The organism is Isoptericola maris (assembly GCF_048065335.1).
Classification (GTDB): domain Bacteria; phylum Actinomycetota; class Actinomycetes; order Actinomycetales; family Cellulomonadaceae; genus Isoptericola; species Isoptericola rhizosphaerae.
On the sequence record NZ_JBLUNY010000003.1, the window covers coordinates 241,702 to 267,072 of the forward strand.

A 25,371-nucleotide genomic window follows, 5' to 3' on the forward strand; every position below is an offset into this window, starting at 1 on the left:
AGTGGGGGCACTGTGGTACTCCTCTCTCTCACCGCCTCCCACCACGAGCTGGACCTCGACGCCCTCGAGCGACTGTCCACCGGCTCGATGTCCGTGGGGCGGACGGTCGTGGGCACGTGCCGGCCCGTGCAGGGCACGGTGGTCATCTCGACGTGCAACCGGTTCGAGCTCTACCTGGACGTCGACGCTCCGCTCGACGGCGACACGGTCCGCCACGCCACACGCCACGTCGCGGAGCTCGTGGCCGAGTCCTCGGGGGTGTCCACGGACGTCGCCGCGGGCTCGTTCACGGTCCGCACGGGCCCCGAGGTCGCCGAGCACCTGTTCACGGTGGCCGCGGGCCTGGACTCGATGGTGGTCGGCGAGCGGGAGATCGCGGGGCAGGTGAAGCGCGCGCTCGCGGAGTCGCGGGCCGACGGAACCACCTCCAAGACGCTCGAGCTGCTCTTCCAGACGGCGTCGCGCACCTCCAAGCAGGTGGGACGCTCGACGTCGCTGGGCGGGGCCGGGCGGTCCCTCGTGTCGGTCGCGCTCGACCTGGCCGGCCGGTCGATGCGTCCGTACCCGGTGGCCCGCGCCGTCATCATCGGCACCGGCGCGTACGCGGGCGCCACGGTGGCGGCGCTGCGGGCCCGCGGCTGCGACGACATCCGGGTGTACTCCCGCTCCGGCCGTGCGGAGGCGTTCGCGGCGTCGCACGGCACGGGTGCCGTCGGCGTCGAGCCCGAGGCGCTCGTCGAGGCCCTGGGGGACGCCGACGTCGTGGTGTCTTGCTCGGGCGCGCGCAGCGGGCGGTCCGGCGCGGCGCCGGACGACGCGGAGGCCTCGTTGGCCTACGTCCTCGACGCCGCCTCGGTGGCGCGGGCGCGGGAGCGCGCCGCCGCCCGAGCGGGCGACGAGCCGGAGCCCGACGCCCTCGTGATCCTCGACCTCGCGCTGCACCGCGACGTGGAGCCTGCGGCCGCGGACGTCGAGGGCGTGCTGCTGTACGACCTGGCGTCGCTGATGGCGCACGCCCCGGCGACCGAGCGCGCCGTCGTCGACGAGGCCGGGGCGCTGGTGGCCCGGGCCGCGGCGCGGTTCGAGGAGACTCGACTGGGTCGCGCCGCGGACGCGGCCGTCGTCGCGCTGCTCGACGAGGCGGAGCGGGAGGTCGCGGCAGTGGTGGAGACCGCGGTCGAGCGGCTGGCCGACGAGCTGGCGCCCCACGGGCAGCAGCCCACGGCGTCGGACCGGGACGAGATCGCCCGGTCGGCGCGCCGGCGGGTGCACGCCGCGCTGCACGGCCGCATCGTCGCGGCCCGCGCGACGGCCCTGGCCGAGGCGCGGGCGGCGGAGGCCGCCGTCGTCACGGGCGCGGAGAGCGCGCTGCGCAGCGTTCCGGCCGTCGATCGAACCGCCCCCGATTGAGTTTTTGTCGGGCTATGTCGCGCCGTTCCGTCACTCCGTGGCTAGCGTGATGTGACAGAGGTCGTGGATGCGGCTTCTGATCATCCTCGCGGACCGGAAGGACCCTCACGATGGACGATTTCTGGAGCTATGTCTGGCTGCTTCTCTGGATCTTCCTCTTCATGGCGTACCTCATCGTCTTGTTCCAGATCATCACGGACCTGTTCCGGGACCACCGGCTGAGCGGTTGGTGGAAGGCGCTGTGGGTCGTCCTGCTGATCTTCGCGCCGATGATCACCGCGCTGGTCTACCTGATCGCCCGCGGGCGCGGCATGGCCGAGCGCAGCACGGCGGCGGCGAAGGACGCCAAGGCCGCCACCGACGACTACATCAAGACGGTCGCCGGCTCGCCCGCCGAGCACATCGCGTCGGCGAAGCGGCTGCTCGACGACGGGACCATCACCCCGCAGGAGTTCGAGGCGCTCAAGGCCAAGGCGCTCGCCTGACCTGACGGGCGGCGCCGCCCGGCTCACCAGCGCGGCGCGTCGCCGCCCCAGGGCCGGGCCGGCGCCGGGTAGTCGTCGACCGGCAGCGCCGGGCGCGCGGATCGCACGCGGCCGTGGGTCACCGTGGTGCCCGACGGCGGGAGCGTGGCCGGGGGATGGCCCGGCTCCCGGCCGGGCGTGTCCAGGAGCCAGGCGGCCGTGCGGGCGAGCGCGACCGTCACGTCCCGGCCGCGGCCGTCCCGGGCCCGCCCGGCGAGGGCGTCGACGACCCCGGCGGCGAGCAGGTACCCGGTGGCGTGGTCGAGGGCCTGCGCGGGGAGCGCGCCCGGGGTGACGCCGTCGGCCGACTCGAGCAGCGCGACACCGCTGGCCGCCTGCACGATCGAGTCGAACCCGCGCCGTCCCGCCCACGGGCCGCCGGCGCCCCACGCCGAGACACGAGCGTGCACCGCGCCGGGCGGCAGGCGCAGGCCGTGGGCCTCGATGGCGCCCGGCCGGTAGCCGGTGACCAGCACGTCGGCGCGGTCCAGCAGCTCCTGGGCGCGCGCGTGGTCGTCCCGGCGGCGCAGGTCGAGCAGCGTGGACCGCTTACCCTGCCCGGTATCGAGGTGCTGGGCGGGGATCTCGGCCGGCTCCGGCGGGTCGACCCGTAGCACTTCGGCGCCGAGCAGCGCCAGCGTGCGGGTGCCGACCGGGCCGGCGATCACCCGCGTCAGGTCCAGCACGCGCGCGCCGGCGAAGGGCGTGGCGGCCCGGGCCGGCCGGGCGTCCGCCCGGGGGGTCGTGGCCACGAGGGGGCCGACGGCGGCGGTCCGGCCGGGTGCGCTCGCTCGCCACTCGCGCTCCGACCGCACCCGGACGGCGATGGCCCCCGCATCGGCCGCCGCGTCCTCGACGTCCTGGGCGGAGCGCTGTGCGAGGCGGGCGGCGAGGTCGTCCCGCGGGGCGCCGTCGGGCAGGTCCAGGAGGTGCAGCAGCCGCGCGCGGTGGTGCGGGTAGTTGGCGTGGGTGCGGACCCAGCCGTCGGCGGTGCGGAAGAACCCGGAGTGCGGGGCGAACCCGGCCCAGGGCTCGCCGTCGATCCGCAGGAGGCGGTCCGAGGCGAAGGCGGCGGCGACACGTGCAGGATCGAGCGGGGCGTCCACGAGCGGCCCGGCGACCCCGGCGCGGCGGGCGGCGGCACGCAGCTCCTCGAGCGCGGTGCGGGCGAGGTCGGCGACGGGCAGCGTCGCGGCGAGCCACTCCATGGTCGGCAGCCTAGGGCGTGTGCCGTCAGGGCACGAGGAGCCACCGCCCCCGCTGGCCGCCCGCCGTCCGCCGGTCGTACGCGGCCGCCGCCTGGTCGAGCGACACCTCGCCCGCCACGCGCACCTCGAGGACCCCGTCGCGGCTGAGCCCGAGCAGCTCGGCCAGGCGCTCGCCGTCGGCCCGCACGTTCACCGCCGCGACGGAGATGCCGCGCTCGGGCGCGACCGGGGCGGGCGGGAGCACGCCGACGAAGGCACCCCCGTCGCGTGCGGCGACGATCGCGCCCTCCTGCAGCGCGGCGGCGTCGAAGACGGCGTCGAAGTCCGGTCCCGGCACGTCGGTGACGGTGTCGGCGGCCCCCGCCCGGCGGAGGAAGTCCTCGTCGGCCGCCCGGGCGAGGCCGGTCACGCGCCAGCCGCTCCGTGCGGCGAGCGCGACGGCGTACCCGCCGACGCCACCGGCGGCTCCGGTGACGAGCAGGGTGCGCCCCTCGGCGGGGCCGAGCAGGTCGAGCCCCTGTGCCGCGGTGAGCGCGTTGAGCGGGACCGAGGCGGCCCCGGCCGGGTCGAGGCCGGCCGGGACGACGGCGGCCGCGGCGGCGGGCACGGTGGCGACGTCCGCATGGGCGCGGACGGGTGCGGTGCGGTCCTCGTGCAGGGCGGCGACGACGTCACCGACGGTCAGGTCCGTCACCGCGGCACCGACGTCGGTCACCGTGCCGACGAGGTCGTAGCCGAGGCCGACGACGTCGGGCAGGTCGAGCAGGGACCGGGCGGCGCCGCTCGCGACCCAACCGTCGGCAGGGTTGACGGCGGCCGCGCGGACGGCGACCCGGATCTCGTCGGGCGCCAGGGGCTCCGGGGACGACTCCTGGAGGACGGGGGTGTTGTTGCCGGTACGGGCGACGAGTGCACGCATCGTGAAGGTTCCTCTCGCGGTGGGGGTGAGTGACGACCTCAGCCTCGCCGAGGCGCTCTCCGGGAGGAAGAAGGCACCTCAAAGTACGGTAGGCACCCGCAGGTAACTCACGGGAGGTTCCATGGCCACCACGACCGCCGTCCAACGGAAGCAGCGGGCCAAGGAGGCGTACGACGCCTACCTCGCGAGCTGTCCCAGCCGCCGGCTGCTGGACCGGATCTCCGACAAGTGGGTCACCCTCGTCCTCGCCGCGCTGCGCGACGGCCCGCTGCGGTACTCCGAGCTGGCCGCCCGCATCGCCGGGGTCAGCCAGAAGATGCTCACGCAGACGCTCCGCTCGCTGGAGCGCGACGGGCTCGTCACGCGCGAGGTCACGCCGTCGGTCCCCGTGCGGGTCGACTACGCCCTGACCCCGCTGGGTGACTCGCTGCGCGAGCGCATCACCCTCCTCAAGGAGTGGGCGGAGCACCACATGGCGGATGTCGACGCCGCGCGAGCGCGCTACGACGCGGACCGGCCCTGACAGCTCCCCGACGGGTAACGGTGCGGTGTGCCCGCGAGCGGCCGCACGCCGTTAGGATCGGGCGCATGGCCAAGACCGCTGAATTCGTGCTGCGTCCGTTCGAAGGGCTCCCGGGGGAGGCCGACTGGGTCTCGATGCGGGAGATCGTGCCCTCGGCGACCGCGCCGGCCCGCACCGTCGACGCGCACGGCGGCCGCGACGTCGTCGTCGCCACCGTGCTGCCGGGCGGCTGGGCCGCGCTGCACAGGGAGGACGGCACGGTCCTGCTCGCCGTGCAGGGTGTGCTCAGCTCCGACGACATCAGCCGCTCGCTGGCGGGTGCGCTGCTCGCGGCGATCGAGGCCGAGCCGGGCACGGGCGTCCTGCCCGAGCAGATCGACGTCACCGCGGACACCCCGCGCCTGCAGGACGTGCTGGACACCGCGGTGCCGTTCGACGTCACCGTCCACGAGGGGTACGACTACTGGATGGACTCCTCGGCGGAGATGACCGCCGAGATCAAGGAGGGTCTCGAGGAGGCCGCCGAGCAGACCGTCCCGACGGTCAAGGTCGAGGGTGTGGACTCCGCGTACTGGTGCCGCATGAGCCGCGAGTTCGTGCGGTGGGCGCGCACCGAGGACGAGGACCGTGTGGTCGACGCCATCGCCCGCCTCCACGCGAAGCGGGACTCCGGCCTGGCCGGCGGCAAGTTCCTGGGGATGTTCCGCGCCTGCGGCCTCGTGGTGCCGGTGTGGGAGCTGCCTCGCGGCACCGAGGCGGACGAGCTGACCGAGCCGATCCAGGACCTGTCGACCCGGTTCGAGGCGGCGCTCGCCGTCGACGCACCGCTGGACCCGAACGAGCGGCGCGCCCGGGCGGGCATCATCTCCCGCCAGGTGACCCTGCGCTGACCCGCACAGAAACTTCACCCGGTGACCCCCGACCTCTCCCTGCGGCGGGCAGGATCCCGCCCTACCGTGGGAGTAGGATTCTGAGGGAAGTTCTTTGCACTTCCGATCCCGGCGTGTCGCGCCGAGGATCACATCGACGATCGTGGCTGTGACGGCCGCACAGGCAGGGAGCTGTGAACGCGGACCAAGGGGCAACACGGACGAGCCGTGAGCCGATGCCCGGCGAGACGGCGGTGAACCCGGGGGCACGCCGACCGAGCATGCCCGTGGCCAAGACACCACGGCCGCCCACCGCCCGTGGCGGCCGGAGCGTCCAGCGCGTCGCGGTCGTGATCCCCGCGAAGGACGAGTCCGAGCGGATCGCGGCGACCGTCCGGTCCGCCCGTGCCATCCCGCACGTCGACCTCGTGCTCGTGGTGGACGACGGGTCCGAGGACGACACCCAGCACGTCGCGCGCGACGCCGGAGCAGTGGTCGTGCGGCACTCCCACAACCGGGGCAAGGCCGCCGCGATGGAGACGGGGGCCGCCGTCGTCGCCATGCGGGACGCCGACGGCCGGGCACCGCGGCTGCTGCTCTTCATCGACGGCGACCTGGGCGACACCGCCGTCAACACCGCCCCGCTCGTCAGCCCGGTGCGCGAGGGCGTCGCCGACCTCGCCATCGCGCTGCTGCCCACGCAGAAGGGCGCCGGCGGACGCGGCATCGTGGTCGGTGCCGCACGGCGCGCCATCCACCGGCTCACCGGCTGGAGCCCGACCCAGCCGCTGTCCGGGATGCGCTGCCTGACGCGGGACGCGTTCGAGGCCGCCACCCCGCTGGCGCACGGCTGGGGGGTCGAGACCGGGATGACGATCGACCTGCTGCGGGCGGGCTACGTCGCCGTCGAGGTGCCCTGCGACCTGCGGCACCGGCCGTCGTCGAACGACCTGGCCGGCCAGCTCCACCGTGCCGGTCAGTACCGCGACGTCATGGCGGCCGTGAGCGCACGGCAGGTGCGGCGGGTCGTCGACAGGATCGGCCGGATGGGCACCCGCACGCGCGGCTGACCGTCAGTCCGCCGGTTCGGCGTCGTCGGTGCGGAGCGCGACGAGGGCGACGAGCGGCACCGCGGCGAACAGCATGAGCGACACGACGCGGATCCCGTAGTCGTTCGCGACCGCGCCGCCGACGCCGGCGATCAGCAGCGCGACGAGGACGGGCCGCAGCAGCGGCCACGCCCGTTCGGACCGGGCGAGCCAGTCCGGACGCCACCGTCGCGGCCCCCACAGCGCCAGGACGGTCAGCACGACGACGGCGAGCGCCAGCCAGGCGTCGAACCCGCCGGACAACGACCGGTAGGCGTACCCGGCCTTGCGACCGATCGTCTCGAGGCCGGTGCCGTCGATCATCGACTGCACGAACGAGCCGAGGTGCGACCGCTCGGCGACCGGGCGCAGCCAGTCGAGGATCCCGATGCCTGCCACGAGCAGCACGCCGGCCCCACCGGCGACCAGCAGGCGTTGCCAGGTGATCCGCGCCCCGACGACGGCGAGGACGACGACGACCATGACGGGCAGCAGCACGAGCCCGCCCCCGACGTCGGCCCCGAGCGTGGGCAGCACGGTCACCGCGAGCGCCACCGCGCCCACCACGGAGGCGACCACACCGCCTGCCGCCCGGCCGAGGCGGCGGGCGAGCACGGTCCCCAGACCGGCGGAACAGACGACCGCGGCCACCGCGTAGACGGAGTACGTCGGGTTGCCGAACCCGTAGAACCGCCCGCCGAGCGTCGGTGCGGCGCCCAGGGGGCTCCCGCGGTGCAGCGGTGTGCCGAGCAGCGCGTCCAGCGTCAGCACGGCGAACGTGACGGTGGCCAGCACGGTGGGGCCGACCCACACCGGTCGGCGCGGGCAGAGTGCGGCGACGAGCGCGACGAGCGCCGTGCTGGCGCCGAGGGACAGCCACAGCCCTGGCGTGATGTTCTCGCCGCGCCACCAGCCCCAGGTGGTCATGAGGAACGTCGCGGCGGGCACGGAGGCGAGGGCGAGGAGCGCGACGTCCAGCGTGCGCGACCAGGCGCGTGCAGCGCGAGGTGCCTGGCGGCGCAGACGGGGGAGCCAGAGGACCACCAGGGCGAGCGCCACGAGGGCGAGGATCGCCGGGATGCCGGTGATCGTGCCGGTGGTGGTGCGCAGCTCGTGGTCCCGGGCGGTGAGGGAGTCGAGCTCGCGGACGGTCGCGGTGGTAGTGCTGGGGCGGTCGTCGGCGAGGGTGAGGGGCGCGCCGGAGAAGTCGGCGGGCCGGGTCAGGTCGTAGGCGTCGACCAGCGTGACGGGCACGTCCAGCAGCCGCACCACGCCGAGCCAGCGGGTCGACGAGGTCGTCAGGTAGGCGGGAGCGGTGTCGGTGTCGGTCTGCACCACGCCGACGCCCAGCGACGGCCGCCCGGGTGCCGGGTTGCCGACGTCGAGCACCATGACGGTGGTCTCGTCGGGCACGACGGCGAGCACGCGCCGCACGGTCGCGTCGACGGTCCGCAGCGCGGCGGCCCGCTCGTCGCCCCCGGAGGTGGCGTCGTCCGGCACGGGACGGGACGCGCTGCCGGTCCCGCTGGGGTGGTACGGCGCGGAACCGGCGTCGACCATCGTCACGGGGCAGGCGAACGCTTCCTCGGGGTCGGCGAGCGCCGCCTCGAGGGTGCGGTACCGCTCGACGGTCCCGTCGGTGCCGGCCAGGGCGAGCGCCGCGCCGGGTTCGACGGCGGTGGCGCAGGTGCCGCCGTCGGCCAGCATCTCGCCGAGCACGCCGAGCCGGGGCAGGAACTCGGACCGGGACTGCAGGTCGGCCAGGTCCTGCCAGCCCTCGACCTGCGCGGAGCCGTCGGCGGCGGGGGCACGGCCGCCGGCGACCTCCCACGGGGCGCACGTCCACACGCCGTCGACCGCCTCGCCGGTGACGGGGCTGCGCCCGGAGCTCAGGCCGAGCCATCCCGCAGCGGTGCAGTCGCCCGAGGCCCCGGTCACGGCGGCCGTGACACCGGTGGCGCTCGCGCCGTCGCGCAGGAGGCCCCACAGCGTGGGCGTCGACGACGGCTCGACGTCCTCCCAGCGCAGGCCCTCGGTGCCGATGATGACGACGGGTTCTTCGTCGAGCACCTGCACCCCTGGCCCGGCCACGTCCCCGGCGCCCGCCAGGCCACGGGCGGGCACGGCCGCCGCGCCGAGCAGCAGCGCCACGAGGAGGCCGGCGGTCACACCGACGGCGACCGCGGGGGTGCGGGCCAGCAGCGGGCCGGGTCGGGGTGCTCCCGGGCCGTCCGGAGGCGCGGCCGTCGTGGCGAGGGCGTCGGCGTGCTCGAGCGGCCCGACGACCAGGAGCGGTGCGGACGCGAGCAGCACGTACACCGCCACCACGATCCCGGAGTCGTTCAGGACGGTACCGACGACGGCGACGGTCACCAGGGCGAGGACGGCGCGACGCAGCAGGGGGTCGGCCCGGTAGGCGGCGGCCACGCCGCCCAGCCGCGCCCGCTCGGGATCGAGCACGGCCCAGCCGACGACGGCGCACACGACGACGGCGAACGTCCCGGCAGGGTTCGCGACGGTCGCCCACGCTCCGGCCGCCTTGCCGGCGAGCACGTCGAACGCGTCGCCGTCGAGCACGGACTGGACGAACCCGCCGAGGTGGGTGCCCGGGCCGGGCAGCGCCCAGTCGACGACGGAGACGAGGGCGACGGCCGCGACCGTGGCACTCCCGACCACGAGGACGCGTCGCCAGGTCAGCTGCCACCCGGCGACGCCTGCCACGAGCACGGCGAACGCCGGCAGGAGGGCGAGGATGCCGCCGAGGTCGGCGCCGAACGGGGGCAGGCCGTCGACGGCGGTGGTCACCAGGCCGACGGCGGCGACCAGCAGGACGCGGGTGCGGCGGCGCACCCCGGCGTCGCGCAGCAGGGCGGCCAGCCCGGCCGCGAGGACCAGGCCGGCGACGGAGTAGACGGCGAACACCGAGTTCGAGAAGCCGTAGAACCGGGCGCCCAGCGACGGGGCGGGGCCGAGCAGCGAGCCCTGCTGCAACGTGGTGCCGGTCAGACCGTCCACGGTCAGGACGAGCCAGGTGACCGCGGCGAGTGCGGTCGGCAGACGCCAGGGGCCGGGCCGGGCGAGGCGGCGCAGCGCCCAGGCCACGAGGGTGACGGTCAGGGCGACCGCGCTGACGGCCGCCGCGAGCAGCGTCACCGGGTTGGTGCCCACCCACCAGCGGGTCAGGGTGGCCAGCGTCGCGGCCACCGGCAGGGAGACCGCGACGGCCAGGACGGCGATCGCCAGGCGGCGAGGCACCGTGCCCGGCGCGCGCGTCGTGCTCGCGGTGCGGCGGCGCGCGACCAGCAGCCCCGCCACGACGAGGACGTCGGCGAGCGCCAGGATGCCGACGAGCACGGGCGTCATGAGCGGCAGCGCCTCGGTGAGCACGCCGAGGTACTGCCGGTTCTCGACCGTCCGGCTCACCGACAGGCGCCGGTCGTCGCCCCGTTCCAGGGGCGAGCCGGTGAACGCGGCGGCCTCCTGCGCGGAGGCGTCGCCGTCGCCGTCGTCCCCGGGGTCGGTCTCGGCGGGCGGTGCGGTGCCGCTCGCCGTGATCGCGTCGGCGAGCGTGGCCGCGAGGTCGGCGCTGACCACGACGCCGGGCCACCGGGCCGAGGTGGAGCTCAGCCAGGTGGCGGTCCCGCCCGGAGCGGTCCAGTCCACCACCACCTGGAGGTCGGCCGGGCCGTTCGGGGTGTCGGAGACACCGGCGACGACGAGCCGGCCGCCGCCGGGCAGCAGGGTGGTCAGCGAGCCGATCGTGTCGTCGAGCACGCTGAGCGCCTCGGCGCGCTCCGTCGCGGCGTCGGGGAGCTCCTCCAGGTCGACGACGGTGACCGGGCAGGCGGCGACGTCGTCCGGCGTGAGGTCCCCGGCACCGGTGACGTACCGCGGGACGTCACCCGTGCTGTCCGCGAGGGCGACCGCCCCGCCCGGGCCTGCCGCCGTCGTGCACACCCCCGCCGCCGCGGCGAGGTCGCCGAGCGCGCCAGGGTCCGCCGTCGCGCCCGTGGTGTCCTGGTCGACCAGGCTGTTCCAGCCGGGCACCGTGACGGGTGCCGGCTCGGCCGCCGCGGGGAGCAGGGGCGGGTCCGAGCAGCCGACGGCGGTGGCCGGGTCGCCGACCGTGGCGAGACCGTCCTCGTCCTCCTCGTCGGTCCCGGACTCCGGCAGCGCGTCCTCGTCCACCGCGGCGGAGACACGGCTGCCCGCCGACATCGAGAGCCAGGCGTCGAGCGGGCAGGTGGGCGTCAGCGTGCGCACGGACACCGAGGCGACCGACCCGCCGCCCACGAGCCGCCACAGGTTCGGGGTGCGTGCGGCGTCCACGTCCGACCACTGCAGGCCTGCCACGCCCGCCAGGACGAGCGGCGTCTGGGTCGGCCGGTCGACGTCGTCGGCGTGCGCCGTCGCGGGCAGCAGGCTCAGGACGAGCGCGGCCAGCAGAGCGGCGACGACGGTGAGGGGAGGGACCAGGGGACGCACCCCGTCAGCCTATGCGGGCGCCCGGACCACCAGCGCTCCCGGCTCCACCCACGACTCCATGCAGCTGGCCCGGCCGAGCACGTCGCCGTCGACCTGCGCCTGCTCCCCGCCCTCGACGTCGATGCGGATGTGGCGTGCGCGCACGTGGTCGATGCGGCCGATCTTGAGCTTCGCCTCGTTCTGCACGCCCATGCCCTGCGCGACCACCTCGCCGAAGAGCTGCGCCCACCCGGCCAGACCGCCGCGGGTGTCGATCGCGGCGACGTCAAGGACGCCGTCGTCCATCACCGCGTCGGGCAGCAGCGTGATGCCGCCGGGCAGCCGGCCGGTGTTGCCGACCAGGACGCTGCGCAGCCGGGCGGACACGGGCGTCTCGTCGTCGATGGTGATCTGCGCCCGCATCCGGCGCCCGTGCAGGTGCCGTGCACCGGCGAGGAAGTACGCGACCCAGCCCATCCGTGCCTTGAGCTGGTCGTCCGCGTCCGCCACCATCGCGGCGTCGAAGCCGAGCCCGGCGATGACGAGGAAGATGTGCGCGACCTGCTCGTCGCCGGGCCCCTCGGGCGCCACCTCCTCGGAGGCGACGGCCTCGGGCTCGACGTCGCCCGGAGCCGGGCCGTCGTCGGGCACGGGCGTGATGCGCGCGCGTCCGACGTCGATGCGGCGGTCCCGGCCCCCGATGACGATCGCCATCGCCTCGCCCACGTCGGCCAGCGGGATGTCGAGGTTGCGGGCCAGCAGGTTGCCCGTGCCCGCCGGGATGATCCCCATGGGGGTGTCGGAACCGGAGAGCCCTTCGGCGACCGCCCGCACCGTGCCGTCGCCGCCGGCGGCGACCACCACGTCCACGCCCTCGGCCAGCGCGGCGCGCGCCTGTCCGGTGCCGGGGTCGTCGACGGTGGTGTCGTAGAAGAGCGGCGCGGGCAGCGCGGCCTCCGCGCAGACCCGCCGCGCCGTGTCCACGATCCGGTCGGTGTTCTCCTTCGAGGGGTTGACGACGACGGCGATCTGCGGCCGCGCGCGGGGGGCGCCGGGCTGCGCCTGCGCCGTCGGGCGACCAGCGGCGCGCTGCCGGACGCGACGCATCCCCACCAGCGCTGTGGTGAGCGCGGCGACGCCGATGACGAGGGCGACGATCCCGACGGTGAGCTCCCAAGGCATGAGGGCAACATAGGACGAACCAGGGCCCGAGCGCGCGAGGTGGCGCGCGTGGCCGACCGTTAGGCTGGCGGGCGTGATCGACATCCGACTCCTGCGCGACAACCCCGACGCCGTCCGCGCGAGCCAGCAGGCCCGCGGCGCGGACCTCTCCCTGGTCGACGCGGCGCTGGCCGCCGACGACCGGCGCCGATCCTCCCTGGCGCAGTTCGAGTCGCTGCGCGCCGAGCAGAAGTCGATGGGCAAGCAGGTGGCGCAGGCCACCGGCGAGGAGAAGGCGGCGCTGATCGGGCGCAGCAAGGAGCTCGCCGGGCAGGTCAAGGAGCACCAGGGCGCGGCGAACGCGGCCGAGGCGGAGCTCGACGAGCTGCTCTACCGGATCCCCAACCTGGTCGACGGCGCTCCGGCGGGCGGCGAGGAGAACTTCGTCACGCTCAAGACCGTCGGCACGCCGCGCGACTTCGCCGCGGAGGGTTTCACGCCCCGCGACCACCTGGACCTCGGCGAGAGCCTCGGCGCCATCGACACCGCCCGCGGTGCGAAGGTCTCCGGCTCGCGCTTCTACTTCCTGACCGGTGTCGGCGCGCGCCTCGAGCTCGCGATCCTCAACGCGGCGATGGACCGGGCCCTGGCGGCCGGCTTCACGCCGATGATCACCCCGACGCTCGTCACACCGGACACGATGCGCGGCACCGGGTTCCTCGGGGAGCACGCCGACGAGATCTACCGGCTCGAGCGCGACGACCTCTACCTGGTCGGCACCTCGGAGGTGGCGCTCGCGGGCTACCACGGCGACGAGATCCTCGACCTGTCGGACGGCCCCCGGCGCTACGCCGGGTGGAGCGCCTGCTACCGGCGCGAGGCCGGCTCCCACGGCAAGGACGTGCGCGGCATCATCCGTGTCCACCAGTTCCACAAGGTGGAGATGTTCAGCTACTGCCCGGTCGACGACGCCGCGGCCGAGCACCAGCGCCTGCTCGCCTGGGAGGAGGCGATGCTCGCGGCGGTCGAGCTGCCGTACCGGGTGATCGACACGGCGGCGGGCGACCTGGGCTCGAGCGCGGCGCGCAAGTTCGACTGCGAGGCGTGGCTGCCCACCCAGGAGCGGTTCCTCGAGCTCACCTCCACGTCGAACTGCACCACGTTCCAGGCCCGTCGGATGAACGTGCGCGAGCGGACCGAGGGCGGCACCCGGACCGTCGCGACGCTCAACGGCACGCTCGGCACCACGCGGTGGATCGTGGCGATCCTGGAGAACCACCAGCAGGCGGACGGCTCGGTGCGGGTCCCTGAGGGCCTGCGCCCCTATCTGGGCGGGCTCGAGGTCCTCGAGCCGGTGCGCTGAGATGGCGACGACCCCCGCGCCGGACCGGATGCTCGTGGCGCTCGACATCGACGGCACGCTGCTGTCCTACGACGGCGAGATGGCCCCCGCGGTGCACGACGCCGTCACGGCGGTCCACGCGGCAGGCCACGAGGTGGTGCTCGCCTCGGGGCGCGCCCTGATCTCGATGCTGCCGATCGCGGCGCACCTGGGCATCGACACGGGCTGGATGGTGTGCTCCAACGGTGCGGTGACGGTGCGCCTGGACCCGGAGCTGCCGGAGGGCTGGGTCGCGGAGGACGTCGTCACGTTCGACCCGGAGCCGGCGCTGAGCCTGCTGCGGGACCAGCTCCCGGACGCCCGCTACGCCGTCGAGGACCTCGGTGTCGGCTTCCGCATGACCGACCGCTTCCCCGAGGGTGAGCTGGAGGGGGAGCACGTCGTGGTCCCCCTCGAGGACCTCTGGTCGAGCGAGGTCACGCGTGTCATCGTGCGCAGCCCCGAGTCGACGTCCGAGCGGTTCCACGAGCTGGTGGAGCACCTCGGTCTGGACGACGTCACGTACGCCGTGGGTTGGAGCGCCTGGATGGACCTGGCGCCCCTGGGCGTGTCCAAGGCGACCGCGCTCGAGCAGGTGCGGCGGCGCACGCACGTCCAGCCGCACCGCACGGTCGCGATGGGCGACGGGCGCAACGACCTGGAGATGCTGCGGTGGGCGGCGCGGGGCGTCGCCATGGGCCACGCGGACGAGGTCGTGAAGGCGGCGGCGGACGAGGTCACCGGGCGGGTCCACGAGGACGGCGCGGCGCAGCTCCTGAAGACCCTGCTCTGAGCCCTCCGGAGCTGCCCGCCCGCCCGGCGGCGTCCGTCAGTCGCGCGCGGTGAGGACGACGGGGCCGTCCTGCGTGATCGCGATGGTGTGCTCGCTGTGGGCACCGCGCGAACCGTCGACCGAGCGCAGCGTCCAGCCGTCGTCGTCCGTGTAGATCTCGTCGGTGGTCTCGAGGAACCAGGGCTCGATGGCGATGACCAGGCCAGGCCGCAGGGGGAACCCGCGGCCGGCGCGACCGTCGTTGGGCACGTGCGGGTCGCCGTGCATCGTGCGGCCCACGCCGTGCCCGCCGAAGTCGGTGTTGATCCGGTACCCGGCCTCGCGTGCGACCTGCGCGATGGCGGCCGAGATGTCGCCGATCTTCTTCCCGGGCAGGGCGGCGGCGATGCCCGCGTCGAGCGCGACCTCAGTGGTGCGGATGAGCTTGGCGTCCGCCGTCGCGCGCTCGTCCGACGACGGCTCGCCGACGACGAACGACAGGGCGGAGTCGGAGACCCAACCGTCGACGGCGACGGCGAAGTCGATGCTCAGCAGGTCTCCGTCGCGCAGGAAGTAGTCGTGGGGGAGACCATGGAGCACGGCGTCGTTCACCGACGTGCAGATGACCTTGCCGAACGGGCTCGCGCCGAAGGAGGGGTGGTAGTCGATGTAGCACGACTCGGCGCCGCGCTCCTTGATGCGGCGGTGCGCGAGCTCGTCGAGCTCGAGCAGGTTGACGCCCGGCCGCGCGGCCTCGCGGACCGCCTGCAGGGTCTCCGCGACGAAGCGACCCGCGGGGCGCATCTCCTCGATCTCCCGCGGCGTCCTCAGCTCGATCATGTGGTGGTCCTTCCGGTCTGGTCCGTCGGTGCTCGTGACATCCGACGCCAAGGGTGTCACGACCGGGGGCGGGGTCGGATCGTCACCGCATCGTAACCGGGACGTGCCGCCGTCTCGGTTGCAGGACCTGCAAACTTGCGGTCAACTTTACAAAGGGGTCGGGAGTGCCGAAGCCGGGACAAAACGACCCACGCAGTCCGACGGCGGACCATGCCGGCGGCACCACACGACGCAGTGGAGGGTTGGACATGACCACAAGGACGACGGCAGCACGACGCCGTGGCCTGGCAGCGGTCGCGGGGGGTGCGAGCCTTGCGCTCCTCCTGGCCGCGTGCAGCGATCCCGACGGTGAGGGCGGCGTCGCGGAGGAGACGGCGGACGGCGGTGCGGCGACCGAGTCGTCGATCGACTGCGCCGCCTACGACGAGTTCGGCGACCTCGAGGGCACCTCGGTGAGCGTGTACACCTCGATCGTCGAGCCCGAGCAGCAGACGCAGGAGGACTCCTACGACGCGTTCGAGGAGTGCACCGGCGTCGAGGTGGTGTACGAGGGTTCCCGCGAGTTCGAGGCGCAGCTCCTCGTCCGCGTCCAGGCCGGCAACGCGCCCGACATCGCGTACCTGCCGCAGCCCGGCCTGCTGAACACCATCGTCAGCGACTACCCCGACGCCATCCTCCCGGCGCCGGACGCCACCGTGGCGAACGTCGACGAGTTCTTCTCCGAGACCTGGAAGGAGTACGGCACCGTCGACGGCACGTTCTACGCGGCCCCGCTCGGCGCCAACGCCAAGTCCTTCGTCTGGTACTCGCCGACCATGTTCTCCGAGGCCGGGTACGAGGTCCCGCAGACGTGGACCGAGATGATGGACCTCACCGAGACCATCGCCGGCGAGCAGGAGGCCCTGCCGTGGTGCGCCGGCGTGGAGTCCGGCGACGCGACCGGCTGGCCGGGCACCGACTGGATCGAGGACGTCGTGCTCCGCACGGCCGGCCCCGACGTCTACGAGCAGTGGTACAACCACGAGATCCCGTTCAACGACCCGCAGATCGTCGAGGCGTGGGAGGCCACGGGCGAGATCCTCAAGAACCCGGACTACGTCAACGCGGGCCTGGGCGGCGTCGACTCGATCGCCACCACCGCGTGGACGGACGCCGGCTTCCCGATCCTCGACGGCAACTGCTGGATGCACCGCGCCGCGAACTTCTACCAGACGCAGTGGCCGTCCGGCACCGAGGTGAGCGAGAGCGGCGACGTGTTCGCCTTCTACCTGCCGACCGACCAGACCGACGTCAAGCCGGTCCTCGGCGGCGGCGAGTTCGTCGCGGCCTTCGACGACCGTCCGGAGGTCCAGGCCTTCCAGACGTACCTGGCCAGCGCGGACTGGGCCAACGAGAAGGCCCTGGCCACGCCCGAGGGCGGCTGGGTCAGCGCGAACACCGGTCTCGACCCGGCGAACCTGCAGACGGAGTTCGACCAGCTCGCGGCCGAGGTCCTCTCCGACGAGGCCGCCGTGGTGGCCTTCGACGCCTCCGACCTCATGCCCGGAGACGTCGGTGCCGGGACGTTCTGGACCGGCATCGTCGACTGGCTGACCGGCGCGTCCACGCAGGACGTCGTCGACCGCATCGAGAACAGCTGGCCGGAGTGACGGCGAGCGGACCCGGGCCCGCGGGGGGGGCGGCCGCGGGGCCCGGGCGCCCCGCCGGGGGGGGGACCCCCGGGGCCGGGCGTGCCGGCCGGCGGCGGGGGCCGGGGGGGGGGGCCGCCGGGGGCCCGGTCCGCCGTACGTGAGGAGGAAGGAACTGGTGTGGACTGGTTGCTGACACCCGGGACCCCGGGTGAGAAGTTCGCCGTCATGGCTGTGGCCATCGTGCTCTTCGTCGCGGTGATGAGCCTGGTGCTCTTCGCCGTCGACCGGCCGAAGCGCGTCCCCACGTGGGTGGTCGCGCTCGGGTTCGTCGGGCTACCGCTCGGTTTTCTGGCCTACGGACTGCTGCGCCCGGCCGGGATCACGCTCTGGAACTCGTTCTTCAACCGCAACAGCACGGAGTTCGTGGGGGTCGACAACTACGTGCGTGCCTTCACCGAGCCGCAGTTCCAGAAGGTGCTGCTGGTCACCGCGGCGTGGGTGATCCTGGCGCCGCTGCTCAGCACCGTCATCGGCCTCGTCTACGCCGTGCTGGTCGACCGCACGCGCTTCGAGAAGTTCGCCAAGGCGTTGGTGTTCGTCCCGATGGCGATCTCGATGGTCGGCGCCTCGATCATCTGGGGCTTCGTCTACGAGTTCCGTCCCGACCAGGGCGAGATCCAGCAGATCGGCCTGCTGAACCAGATCCTCGTGTGGCTGGGGATGCCACCGCAGCAGTTCCTCATCGGCCAGCCGTGGAACACCGGGTTCCTCATCGTCGTGATGATCTGGATCCAGACCGGTTTCGCCATGACGGTGCTGTCCGCGGCGATCAAGGCCATTCCGGACGACATCACCGAGGCGGCCCGGCTGGACGGTCTGCACGGGGCGCAGATGTTCCGCTACATCACCGTGCCGAGCATCCGGCCCGCGCTCGTCGTGGTGCTGACCACTATCGCCATGGCGACGCTCAAGGCGTTCGACATCGTCCGCACCATGACCGGTGGCCAGTTCGGCACCCAGGTCGTGGCGAACGAGTTCTACACGCAGGCGTTCCGGCAGAACAACCAGGGCCTCGCCGCGGCGCTGGCTGTGGTGCTGTTCGTCCTGGTGATCCCGATCATCGCGTACAACGTGCGTCAGATGCGGATGGCGGAGGAGATCCGATGACCAGCACCCCGACACCGCTCCCGTCGCACGCCGTCGGCGAGGAGACCGCGCCGGAGAAGCCACGCAAGATGTCACGCGCCGAGAAGCGCGCGATCGCGGTCAAGGGGCGGCTCAGCTCGCCCTGGGCCTCGGGCATCGCGATCCTCATCGCGATCCTGTGGACCGTCCCCTCGATCGGTCTGCTCGTCACGTCGTTCCGCCCGGAGACGGTGATCCGCAACAGCGGATGGTGGACCGTCTTCGGAGACCTCTTCAGCGGCGAGGCCGAGTTCACGGTCGACAACTACAACGAGGCGCTGTACGGCAACAGCTCCGACCTGGCGACGTTCTTCGTCAATTCGTTCGTGATCACGATCCCGGCCGTGGTCATCCCGATCACGCTGGCGCTGCTGGCGGCGTACGCGTTCGCGTGGATCCCGTTCCGCGGCCGCAACTTTCTGTTCGTCGCCGTGTTCTCGCTGCAGGTGGTGCCGCTCCAGGTGGCGCTCGTGCCGCTGCTCAGCGACTACGTGCAGTGGGGCATCAACGGCTCGTTCTGGACCGTGTGGTTCTCCCACTCGATCTTCGCGCTGCCGCTGGCGATCTTCCTGCTGCACAACTTCATGAAGGACATCCCGCCCTCGCTCGTCGAGGCGGCCCGGGTCGACGGCGCGGGGCACGTGAAGATCTTCTTCCGGGTGCTCTTCCCGCTGCTCGTGCCGGCGATCGCCTCGTTCGGGATCTTCCAGTTCCTGTGGGTCTGGAACGACCTGCTCGTCGGTCTGACCTTCGCGGCCCGCCCGTTCCAGCCGATGACGGTGGCGGTCGCCGAGCTGGCCGGCTCCCGCGGCGGGGACTGGCACCTGCTCACGGCGGGCGCGTTCATCTCGATGATCGTGCCGCTGGTCGTGTTCGTCGCGCTGCAGCGGTACTTCGTGCGAGGGATGCTCGCGGGGGCGGTCAAGGGCTGAGCCCACGTCTGGGTGTGCGGGAGCGAGCCCCGCGACGTCGCGTTCACGCGCCCCAGGGGGGGCGCTCCACTTCGGGGAGTGACGACGTCGCGGGGCTCCTGCGTTCCCGCTCAGACCTGGGCCGGTGCCTGGGCCGGAGCGACGGCCTTGGGGTCCGGGCCGAACTGGTTCGGGCCGCGGGTGCCCTCGAGAAGCATGAGGACGAGGATGATGATCCCGCCGACGCCCGGGATGAGGCCGAGGAAGATGAACGGGCCGGGCTTGTCCTGGTCGTGCAGCCGGCGGACGACCACCGCGAGGTTCGGGAGCAGGAAGGCGAGCCCGACGAGGGCGAACAGCGCCGTGCCACCGAAGTACGAGCCGCCGATCTCGCCGGTCTGCAGGTCGATGCCGGCAGCCATCATCGGGCCCGCGATGAAGCTCACGACGACGTAGACGATGACCTGGAACAGCGCCCAGAACCAGTACTCGGAGCGGCGGGCGCGGCCGGAGAAGGTGGCGTACTTGCTGAAGACGGTCTTGACGGCGGTGCCGAAGCTCATAGCTATCCCTTGTGCGTGGTCCGGTCGCCACGGGCGCGACGACCGCAGGCGAACATAGCGACACGATCACCCGGCGTCCAGGTTCTCGTCGCGTTTCCTCCACATCCCTCGCCATGTGGACGTCCGTCCGACGCCCAGGCGTACGCTCCCCAGGTGTCCGACGCCACCGCGCCCGTCCCGCCCGGCCCGCCGCCGTCACCGGCCCGCGGTCCGCTGGACCGGGTGCCGGCCCCGGCGATCTTCGTCGTCTCGGGGCTGACGCTGTACCTCGGCGCCGCCGTCGCCGTCGGGCTGTTCGACTCGCTGGGCGCGCCCACGGTGAGCTGGTGGCGCATCGTCCTCGCCGCCGTCGTGCTGCTCGCCTGGCGCCGTCCCTGGCGCCGCCGGTGGACCCGGCACGACGTCGTGGCGGCCGGGCTGTTCGGCACCGCCCTTGCGGCGATGAACATCGTCTTCTACGTGGGCATCGACCACCTTCCGCTCGGCGTCGCCGTCGCGATCGAGTTCACCGGTCCCGTCGCGGTCGCGGCGGTCACGGGTCGGGGCTGGCGCGAGCGCGGGGCGATCGTCGTCGCCGCCGCGGGCGTCGTCCTGCTCGCGGGCGTGACGCTGGAGGGCGACCTGCCGCGCTCCGACGTCGTCGTCGGCCTCGTGGCGGTGCTCGCGGCGGCCGCGTGCTGGGCCGGGTACATCGTCCTGGGCAAGCGGGTCGCCGGGGGCGGGGCCGGGATCGACGGGCTCGCGGTGGGGATGCTCGTGGGCGCGCTGGTGTTCGCCCCGTTCTTCGGCTCCTCGGTACCGGTCGTCGTCCCCGATCTCGCGCTGCTCGGCTTCCTGCTCGTGGTCGCGGTGTGCTCTTCGGTCGTGCCGTACGTGCTCGACCAGGTGGTGCTGCGCCGCGTGGGCACGGCCACCTTCTCGGTGCTGCTCGCGATGCTCCCGGCGACGGCGACGGTGATCGGCGCCGTCGTCCTGCGGCAGATCCCCTCGTGGCCGGAGATCGCCGGCCTGGCCCTCGTCTCCGGCGCGATCGTCATGACGGCGGCCGGCCGGGAGTAGGGCGTCAGGGGACGAGCAGCACCTTGCCGAAGACCTCGCCCGAGTCGAGCAGGGCGTGCGCGGCCTCGGCCTCGTCCAGCGGCAGACGGGCGTGCACCACGGGCCGCACCCGGCCGTCCGCGACCATCGGCCAGACGTGCTCGCCGACGGCCGAGACCACCTCCGCCTTCTCCTCCACGCTGCGCGAGCGCAGCGTCGTGCCGGTCACCGTCGCGCGCCTTGCCATCAGCCGGGCGAGGTCGAGCTCGCCCGTCCGCCCCTGCTGCAGCCCGATGACGACGAGCCGCCCGCCCGGGGCGAGGAGGCGCACGTTGTCGCCGAGCGCCCCACCCCCGAGCACGTCCAGCACGACGTCGGCCCCCCGGCCGTCCGTCGCCTCGCGGACCGCGGCCACGACGTCCTCGGAGCGGTGGTCGACGACGGCGCTCGCGCCGAGCTCGCGGCAGCGGGCGGTGCGCTCGGGGCCGCCCGCGGTGGCGACGACCCGGGCACCCAGCGCGGCGCCGAGCTGGACCGCGACGCTGCCGACGCCACCGGACCCGCCGTGCACCAGCAGCGTCTCCCCGCTGCGCAGACGGCCGCTGTCCACCAGGTTGGTCCAGGCCGTGCAGACCGCCTCCGGGAGTGCGGCGGCGTCGAGCAGATCGACGCCGTCGGGCACCGGCAGAGTCTGCGCCGCGGGGACGACGACCTGCTCGGCGTAGCCGCCGCCGGCGAGGAGCGCGACCACCTCGTCGCCGACACGCCGGGACGACACGCCCGGTCCGAGCCGGCGGACGGTACCCGATATCTCGAGACCTGGCCACTCGGGAGAACCGGGTGGTGGCGGGTAGACTCCGGCGCGTTGTAGCAGGTCAGCACGGTTGACGCCACTGGAAGCGACGTCGATCAGTACCTCCCCGGTGTCCGGTTCGGGTAGGTTGATGTCAGTTGTGGCGAGTTTCCCTGCAGGGGGTTCGCCCGATATCGTGACGGCTCGCACACGGAGGAAGGCTACTCGCGCGCGGCGTCGAGTGACCAGAGCAGCCCCCTCAGGTGCATGAACACCGGAGACAGCGGAGGCGGGACGCCTTTCGACGCTCCGAACGATCAGTGATGGAGAGAGGTCCCCATGCTCCGCAGGTTGGGCGTTCGCGGGAAGATCCTTGCGACACTCGCCGTGCCGATCTTCGTCCTACTTCTGGCCGCCACGTACATCTCGTGGGGCGCGCTGCAGGACATGATTCAGTCCAACCAGTCGTCGGGCCTGGTGGACAGCCTCGAGCTGCAGGACCGGGCGGGCACCGCGATGGCGGCGGAGCGGGCGCTGTCCGTCGCCGCGCTGAACGACGTCGAGGGCGCGATGGACCAGCTCGTCGAGGCGCAGGAGCAGACGGACGAGGCGATCGACGCGCGCAACGAGGCGCTGGCCGCGCTCGACACCGACATGCTGAGCACCAACGTGCGCGACGCCATCAACGCGACGCTCGAGGACCGCCGGGCCGTCGACGACCTGCAGACCGACGTCATCGCCGGGCAGATCACCGCTGCGTCCGCGACCGCCCAGTACGGCGAGATCATCGAACGGGCGCTGGACATCCCCCGGTCGCTCTCCGCGGCCTCGACCGACTCGGCACTCGCCGAGCGTCTGAACGCCTACGTGGGGATGGACCAGGCGATGCTGGCGAACACCTACGAGCGGCCGATCGTGGCGCTCGGTCTCGCCGACGCGGCACGTGCCGAGGCGACCGACGGCGATCGCAACGGCGACCTCATGAACCAGATGGTCACCGCGCTGAACACCACGGACGACCTGCGGGCGGCGGCGCAGGACCGCGTCGACCGCCTGGGCCTGGGGATCGAGCTCCCCGGCTACTCCGACGAGCTGGACGGCCTGCGGTTCCAGCTGCAGTTCCTCGACTTCTCGAACATCAACCAGCGCAACGCCGCGACCTGGTCCGAGCTCTCCCAGGCCTGGGTCGACGAGATGCAGCCGGTGCGCGACGAGGTCCGCGACGCGACGGTGACCCACGCGAAGAGCGTGTCGTCGAACGCCCGCAACCAGGCGATCGGTACGCTCGTCGCCACCTTCGGCATCGTGCTGCTGTCGCTGGTCATCGCGCTGGTCATCGCCCGACGCATCGTGTCCCCGCTGCGCCGCCTGACCGTCGCCACGGCGGACGTGCGTGAGCGCCTCCCGCAGATGGTCGAGCAGATGGCGGTCCCGGGTCAGTCGCCCGACGTCGACCTGGTGCAGATCCCGGTCGAGTCCGACGACGAGATCGGCCGCCTGGCGCACGCGTTCAACCAGGTCAACGAGACCACGATGGACGTCGCCCGGGAACAGGCGGCGCTCCGGGGCTCGATCGCGGAGATGTTCGTCAACGTCGCCCGGCGTGACCAGGTGCTGCTCAACCGCCAGCTCGCCTTCCTCGACGAGCTCGAGCGCTCGGAGGAGGACGCGAGCACGCTGTCCAACCTCTTCCGGCTCGACCACCTCGCCACCCGGATGCGCCGGAACGCCGAGTCGCTGCTGGTCCTCGCCGGCATCGACTCCGGCCGTCGTGTCCGTCACCCGATGCCCGTCTCCGACGTCATCCGGACGGCGTCGTCCGAGATCGAGCTCTACGACCGCGTGCGGCTCAGCCTGCACACCGACCCGCAGATGCTCGGCCACAACGCGTTGAACGCGGCTCACCTGATCGCCGAGCTGCTCGAGAACGCGACCATGTTCTCGGAGCCGCACACCCCCGTGGAGGTCTCTACGGCGCGAGACGAGCGCGGTGTCGTCGTGACGGTCCGCGACCACGGCCTCGGCATGTCTGCCGAGGAGATCGCCGACGCCAACCACAAGGTCGCCTCGACCACCGCGTCCGACGCGGTCGGCGCCCAGCGCCTCGGCCTCTTCGTGGTCGGCCGCCTCGCCGTGCGCCTGCGGGCCACCGTCGAGTTCAGCGCCGGTCAGGGTGGCAAGGGCACGACGGTGACCATCGCGTTCCCGCACGAGCTCTTCCTGTCCGACGACGCGGTTCCCCTGCCGCAGCCGACGGACCCGCTCGAGACGGCGACGCAGCACGCGGTGGCGCAGGCCGGCCCGGAGCAGGCGAGGACCGGCCTGACCGAAGCGGTCCCGCAGACCGTCCCCGCCGACCCGCGGGCGGCGTCGAGCCCGGCCGCCCCGGCGTACGCACCGGAGGGTCAGTACCCGGACGATGCCACCGTCGACCGCCGCTCGGCGCCGGCGATGCCGATGCCCGCCGCCCGGCTCCAGCCGGCCGACCAGCGGCAGCCCGCGCAGTCTTCGTTCGGGATGGCGCAGCCGGAGCCGCCGACGGCCCAGCCCGTCGACCTCGACGCCCTGACGGACGGCACCACCGCCACCGGCATGCCGCGCCGTCGTCGTGGTGACGAGGGCCCGCCGACCGAGTCGATCGTGCTGCCCCCGCTCGCCACGCCCCACATGGACGAGGCCGCCTCGCAGCAGGCCGAGGACGCTTCCTGGTCGCCGCCGCGCGAGGTGTCGACGTCGGGCAGCTCGTTGCCGAGCCGCCAGCGCCCTGCCGGGGGCGTGAACGAGCCGAACGTCCACTCGGGCGCGATGCCGCTCCTTCCGCAGGACGAGCCGGCCCCGGCGCCGATCGAGCCGGAGCAGCGCACCGGCCTCTTCTCGAGCTTCCGGTCGATGGAGCGCCTGGAGGAGACCTCCGGTGACGGCACCCTCCAGCTCGACGCCGTGACGGACGACCCTGCCGACGTGCCCGTGGCGTTCAGCCCGGTCGCGGAGAGCCCGGCGTCGGTCCAGTCGCCGCCCGTCGCGCCGCCGGCGCGGCCGGCGCCCGCACCGGTCGCGGCAGCTCCCGCGCCGGAGCGCCCGCGCGACGAGCCGGCGGCCTCCGAGGACTCCGGCTTCACCACCCTGCCGGCGTTCGAGGACCTGATGTCCGACCTGCCGAGCCGGCGTAGCGAGACGGCGTCCGCCCAGGGCTCGCGCAAGCGTGGCCTCTTCGGCCGCAAGCCCGCCGTCGAGGAGGCTGCCGCTGCGGCGGCGAGCTCGGTCACGAACGGTTCCTCGGCCGAGCCCGTCGGCTCCGCTCGGGGCGTCGATCCGCTGACGGCACCGACGCTCGCCGTCAGCGAGGACTCCGCGGGCTCCGCGCCGGAGCGCCCGCTGCAGCAGGCGCCGGGGGCAGACGGCGGGTGGTCGGGTGCCGCGGCACCGCGTGCCACCGAGCCGGAGCCGTTCGCTCCAGAGCGTCCCGCCGCGGCACCGGTGGCCTACCAGCCGCCGGTCGTCGAGGACGTCCCGTTCCCCGCGCCTCGCCCGGTCGAACCGGCACCGTCCGAGGATCCCGCACCCCCTGCTGCCGCGCCCGCCTTCGCGGCGTCGCCGGACGACGGCCGCCCGGCGGCCAGGTCCTACGGCGAGTCCGTGCTGCCGCTGCGTTCCACCGGGGACGCCAGGGCTGACGCGCTCGACCCCCACTACGTGCCCGACACCGTCGAGGCGCGGTCCGAGTGGATGGCCTCGGCCGTCCTGTACGAGGAGATGTCCACGCTCATGCAGCGCGGCGTCTTCCAGGAAGAGAACGTGACGACCAGCAACGAGGAGCAGACGTACCGGCCCACCGCGGTGGCACCGGAGGCCACGAACGGCCTGACCCGCCGGAGCAGGAACGCTGGGCAGCCCGTGTCAGCGGACCGCTTCTCGGCCCGTATCGAACGTGATCCGGAGCAGCTGCGCGCGCGGCTGTCGGCCTTCCAGTCGGCAACCGCTCGCGGACGTTCCGAGGCAACCGGGTGACGAGGCCTCGACGGATGACCCCTTGACCGTGAATGATGTCCCTGGATCGTCTCCGCAGCAGCGGTGACCTGCGCACTCAGCGC

General features: G+C 73.7%; 19 protein-coding genes. 12 read left to right on the forward strand and 7 right to left on the reverse strand.

The features are described from left to right. Positions 1-12: 12 nt before the first annotated feature. Positions 13-1,410, forward strand: a complete 1,398-nt coding sequence (locus ACH5HR_RS07785; RefSeq protein WP_402376437.1) for a glutamyl-tRNA reductase — start codon at positions 13-15, stop codon at positions 1,408-1,410. Between the two features lie 110 nt (positions 1,411-1,520). Next, positions 1,521-1,895: an SHOCT domain-containing protein gene (locus tag ACH5HR_RS07790; protein ID WP_402376434.1), complete on the forward strand. Its 375-nt coding sequence runs from the start codon at positions 1,521-1,523 to the stop codon at positions 1,893-1,895. 23 nt (positions 1,896-1,918) lie between these two features. On the opposite strand, the gene ACH5HR_RS07795 is transcribed toward ACH5HR_RS07790, so the two are convergent. Both ACH5HR_RS07795 and ACH5HR_RS07800 read right to left on the reverse strand, forming a co-directional pair. Then, positions 1,919-3,142, reverse strand: coding sequence for a CoA transferase (locus ACH5HR_RS07795; RefSeq protein WP_416477212.1), 1,224 nt, complete (start codon positions 3,140-3,142; stop codon positions 1,919-1,921). 25 nt (positions 3,143-3,167) lie between these two features. After that, positions 3,168-4,061, reverse strand: a complete 894-nt coding sequence (locus tag ACH5HR_RS07800; protein ID WP_416477214.1) for an alcohol dehydrogenase catalytic domain-containing protein — start codon at positions 4,059-4,061, stop codon at positions 3,168-3,170. Between the two features lie 121 nt (positions 4,062-4,182). Here ACH5HR_RS07800 and ACH5HR_RS07805 point away from each other — a divergent pair, with 121 nt between their 5' ends. The 3 genes from ACH5HR_RS07805 to ACH5HR_RS07815 all read left to right on the forward strand — a co-directional run bounded on the left by ACH5HR_RS07805 (position 4,183) and on the right by ACH5HR_RS07815 (position 6,523). Continuing rightward, positions 4,183-4,584, forward strand: a complete 402-nt coding sequence (locus ACH5HR_RS07805) for a winged helix-turn-helix transcriptional regulator (RefSeq protein WP_402376426.1) — start codon at positions 4,183-4,185, stop codon at positions 4,582-4,584. A 65-nt stretch (positions 4,585-4,649) separates the two neighbouring features. Then, positions 4,650-5,474 (forward strand): DUF5926 family protein, encoded by an 825-nt coding sequence (locus tag ACH5HR_RS07810; protein ID WP_416477216.1) that lies wholly within the window; start codon positions 4,650-4,652, stop codon positions 5,472-5,474. A gap of 260 nt (positions 5,475-5,734) precedes the next feature. Beyond that, positions 5,735-6,523, forward strand: coding sequence for a glycosyltransferase family 2 protein (locus ACH5HR_RS07815; RefSeq protein ID WP_402376759.1), 789 nt, complete (start codon positions 5,735-5,737; stop codon positions 6,521-6,523). A 3-nt stretch (positions 6,524-6,526) separates the two neighbouring features. On the opposite strand, the gene ACH5HR_RS07820 is transcribed toward ACH5HR_RS07815, so the two are convergent. Both ACH5HR_RS07820 and ACH5HR_RS07825 read right to left on the reverse strand, forming a co-directional pair. Next, on the reverse strand, positions 6,527-11,026 hold the full coding sequence (locus ACH5HR_RS07820) for a hypothetical protein (protein ID WP_416477217.1): 4,500 nt from the start codon (positions 11,024-11,026) through the stop codon (positions 6,527-6,529). A gap of 9 nt (positions 11,027-11,035) precedes the next feature. Continuing rightward, positions 11,036-12,187 carry a diacylglycerol/lipid kinase family protein gene (locus ACH5HR_RS07825; RefSeq protein ID WP_402376417.1) on the reverse strand — a complete coding sequence of 384 codons (1,152 nt, stop codon included), beginning with the start codon at positions 12,185-12,187 and terminating at the stop codon, positions 11,036-11,038. Positions 12,188-12,260: 73 nt separating this feature from the next. On the opposite strand from ACH5HR_RS07825, the gene serS reads away from it, so the two are divergent. Further along, positions 12,261-13,529 carry a serine--tRNA ligase gene (serS, locus tag ACH5HR_RS07830; protein ID WP_416477219.1) on the forward strand — a complete coding sequence of 423 codons (1,269 nt, stop codon included), beginning with the start codon at positions 12,261-12,263 and terminating at the stop codon, positions 13,527-13,529. Position 13,530: 1 nt separating this feature from the next. After that, positions 13,531-14,340 (forward strand): HAD family hydrolase, encoded by an 810-nt coding sequence (locus tag ACH5HR_RS07835; protein ID WP_416477220.1) that lies wholly within the window; start codon positions 13,531-13,533, stop codon positions 14,338-14,340. Positions 14,341-14,376: 36 nt separating this feature from the next. Here the strand turns inward: ACH5HR_RS07835 and map are convergent, their stop codons facing one another. Beyond that, positions 14,377-15,159 carry a type I methionyl aminopeptidase gene (gene map, locus ACH5HR_RS07840; protein WP_402376409.1) on the reverse strand — a complete coding sequence of 261 codons (783 nt, stop codon included), beginning with the start codon at positions 15,157-15,159 and terminating at the stop codon, positions 14,377-14,379. 248 nt (positions 15,160-15,407) lie between these two features. On the opposite strand from map, the gene ACH5HR_RS07845 reads away from it, so the two are divergent. From ACH5HR_RS07845 to ACH5HR_RS07855, 3 genes are all read left to right on the forward strand, one after another. Continuing rightward, a complete protein-coding gene (locus ACH5HR_RS07845; RefSeq protein WP_416477222.1) occupies positions 15,408-16,808 on the forward strand; it encodes an ABC transporter substrate-binding protein in 1,401 nt (466 codons plus the stop codon). Between the two features lie 207 nt (positions 16,809-17,015). Further along, a complete protein-coding gene (locus ACH5HR_RS07850; RefSeq protein ID WP_416477224.1) occupies positions 17,016-17,957 on the forward strand; it encodes a carbohydrate ABC transporter permease in 942 nt (313 codons plus the stop codon). Next, positions 17,954-18,907, forward strand: coding sequence for a carbohydrate ABC transporter permease (locus ACH5HR_RS07855; RefSeq protein ID WP_402376402.1), 954 nt, complete (start codon positions 17,954-17,956; stop codon positions 18,905-18,907). Before ACH5HR_RS07850 ends, ACH5HR_RS07855 begins: the two co-directional genes overlap by 4 nt. Positions 18,908-19,017: 110 nt before the next feature. On the opposite strand, the gene ACH5HR_RS07860 is transcribed toward ACH5HR_RS07855, so the two are convergent. Continuing rightward, positions 19,018-19,449 (reverse strand): DUF805 domain-containing protein, encoded by a 432-nt coding sequence (locus tag ACH5HR_RS07860; RefSeq protein ID WP_416477225.1) that lies wholly within the window; start codon positions 19,447-19,449, stop codon positions 19,018-19,020. A gap of 222 nt (positions 19,450-19,671) precedes the next feature. Here ACH5HR_RS07860 and ACH5HR_RS07865 point away from each other — a divergent pair, with 222 nt between their 5' ends. Next, positions 19,672-20,508, forward strand: a complete 837-nt coding sequence (locus ACH5HR_RS07865) for an EamA family transporter (protein ID WP_416477236.1) — start codon at positions 19,672-19,674, stop codon at positions 20,506-20,508. A 4-nt stretch (positions 20,509-20,512) separates the two neighbouring features. Here ACH5HR_RS07865 and ACH5HR_RS07870 read toward each other — a convergent pair whose 3' ends face one another. Next, positions 20,513-21,490 carry an NAD(P)H-quinone oxidoreductase gene (locus ACH5HR_RS07870; protein ID WP_402376397.1) on the reverse strand — a complete coding sequence of 326 codons (978 nt, stop codon included), beginning with the start codon at positions 21,488-21,490 and terminating at the stop codon, positions 20,513-20,515. Positions 21,491-21,619: 129 nt separating this feature from the next. Between ACH5HR_RS07870 and ACH5HR_RS07875 the strand changes: the two genes are divergently transcribed. Next, entirely contained in the window at positions 21,620-25,288 is a 3,669-nt protein-coding gene (locus tag ACH5HR_RS07875; protein WP_416477227.1) for a sensor histidine kinase, read from the forward strand. Positions 25,289-25,371 lie beyond the last annotated feature (83 nt).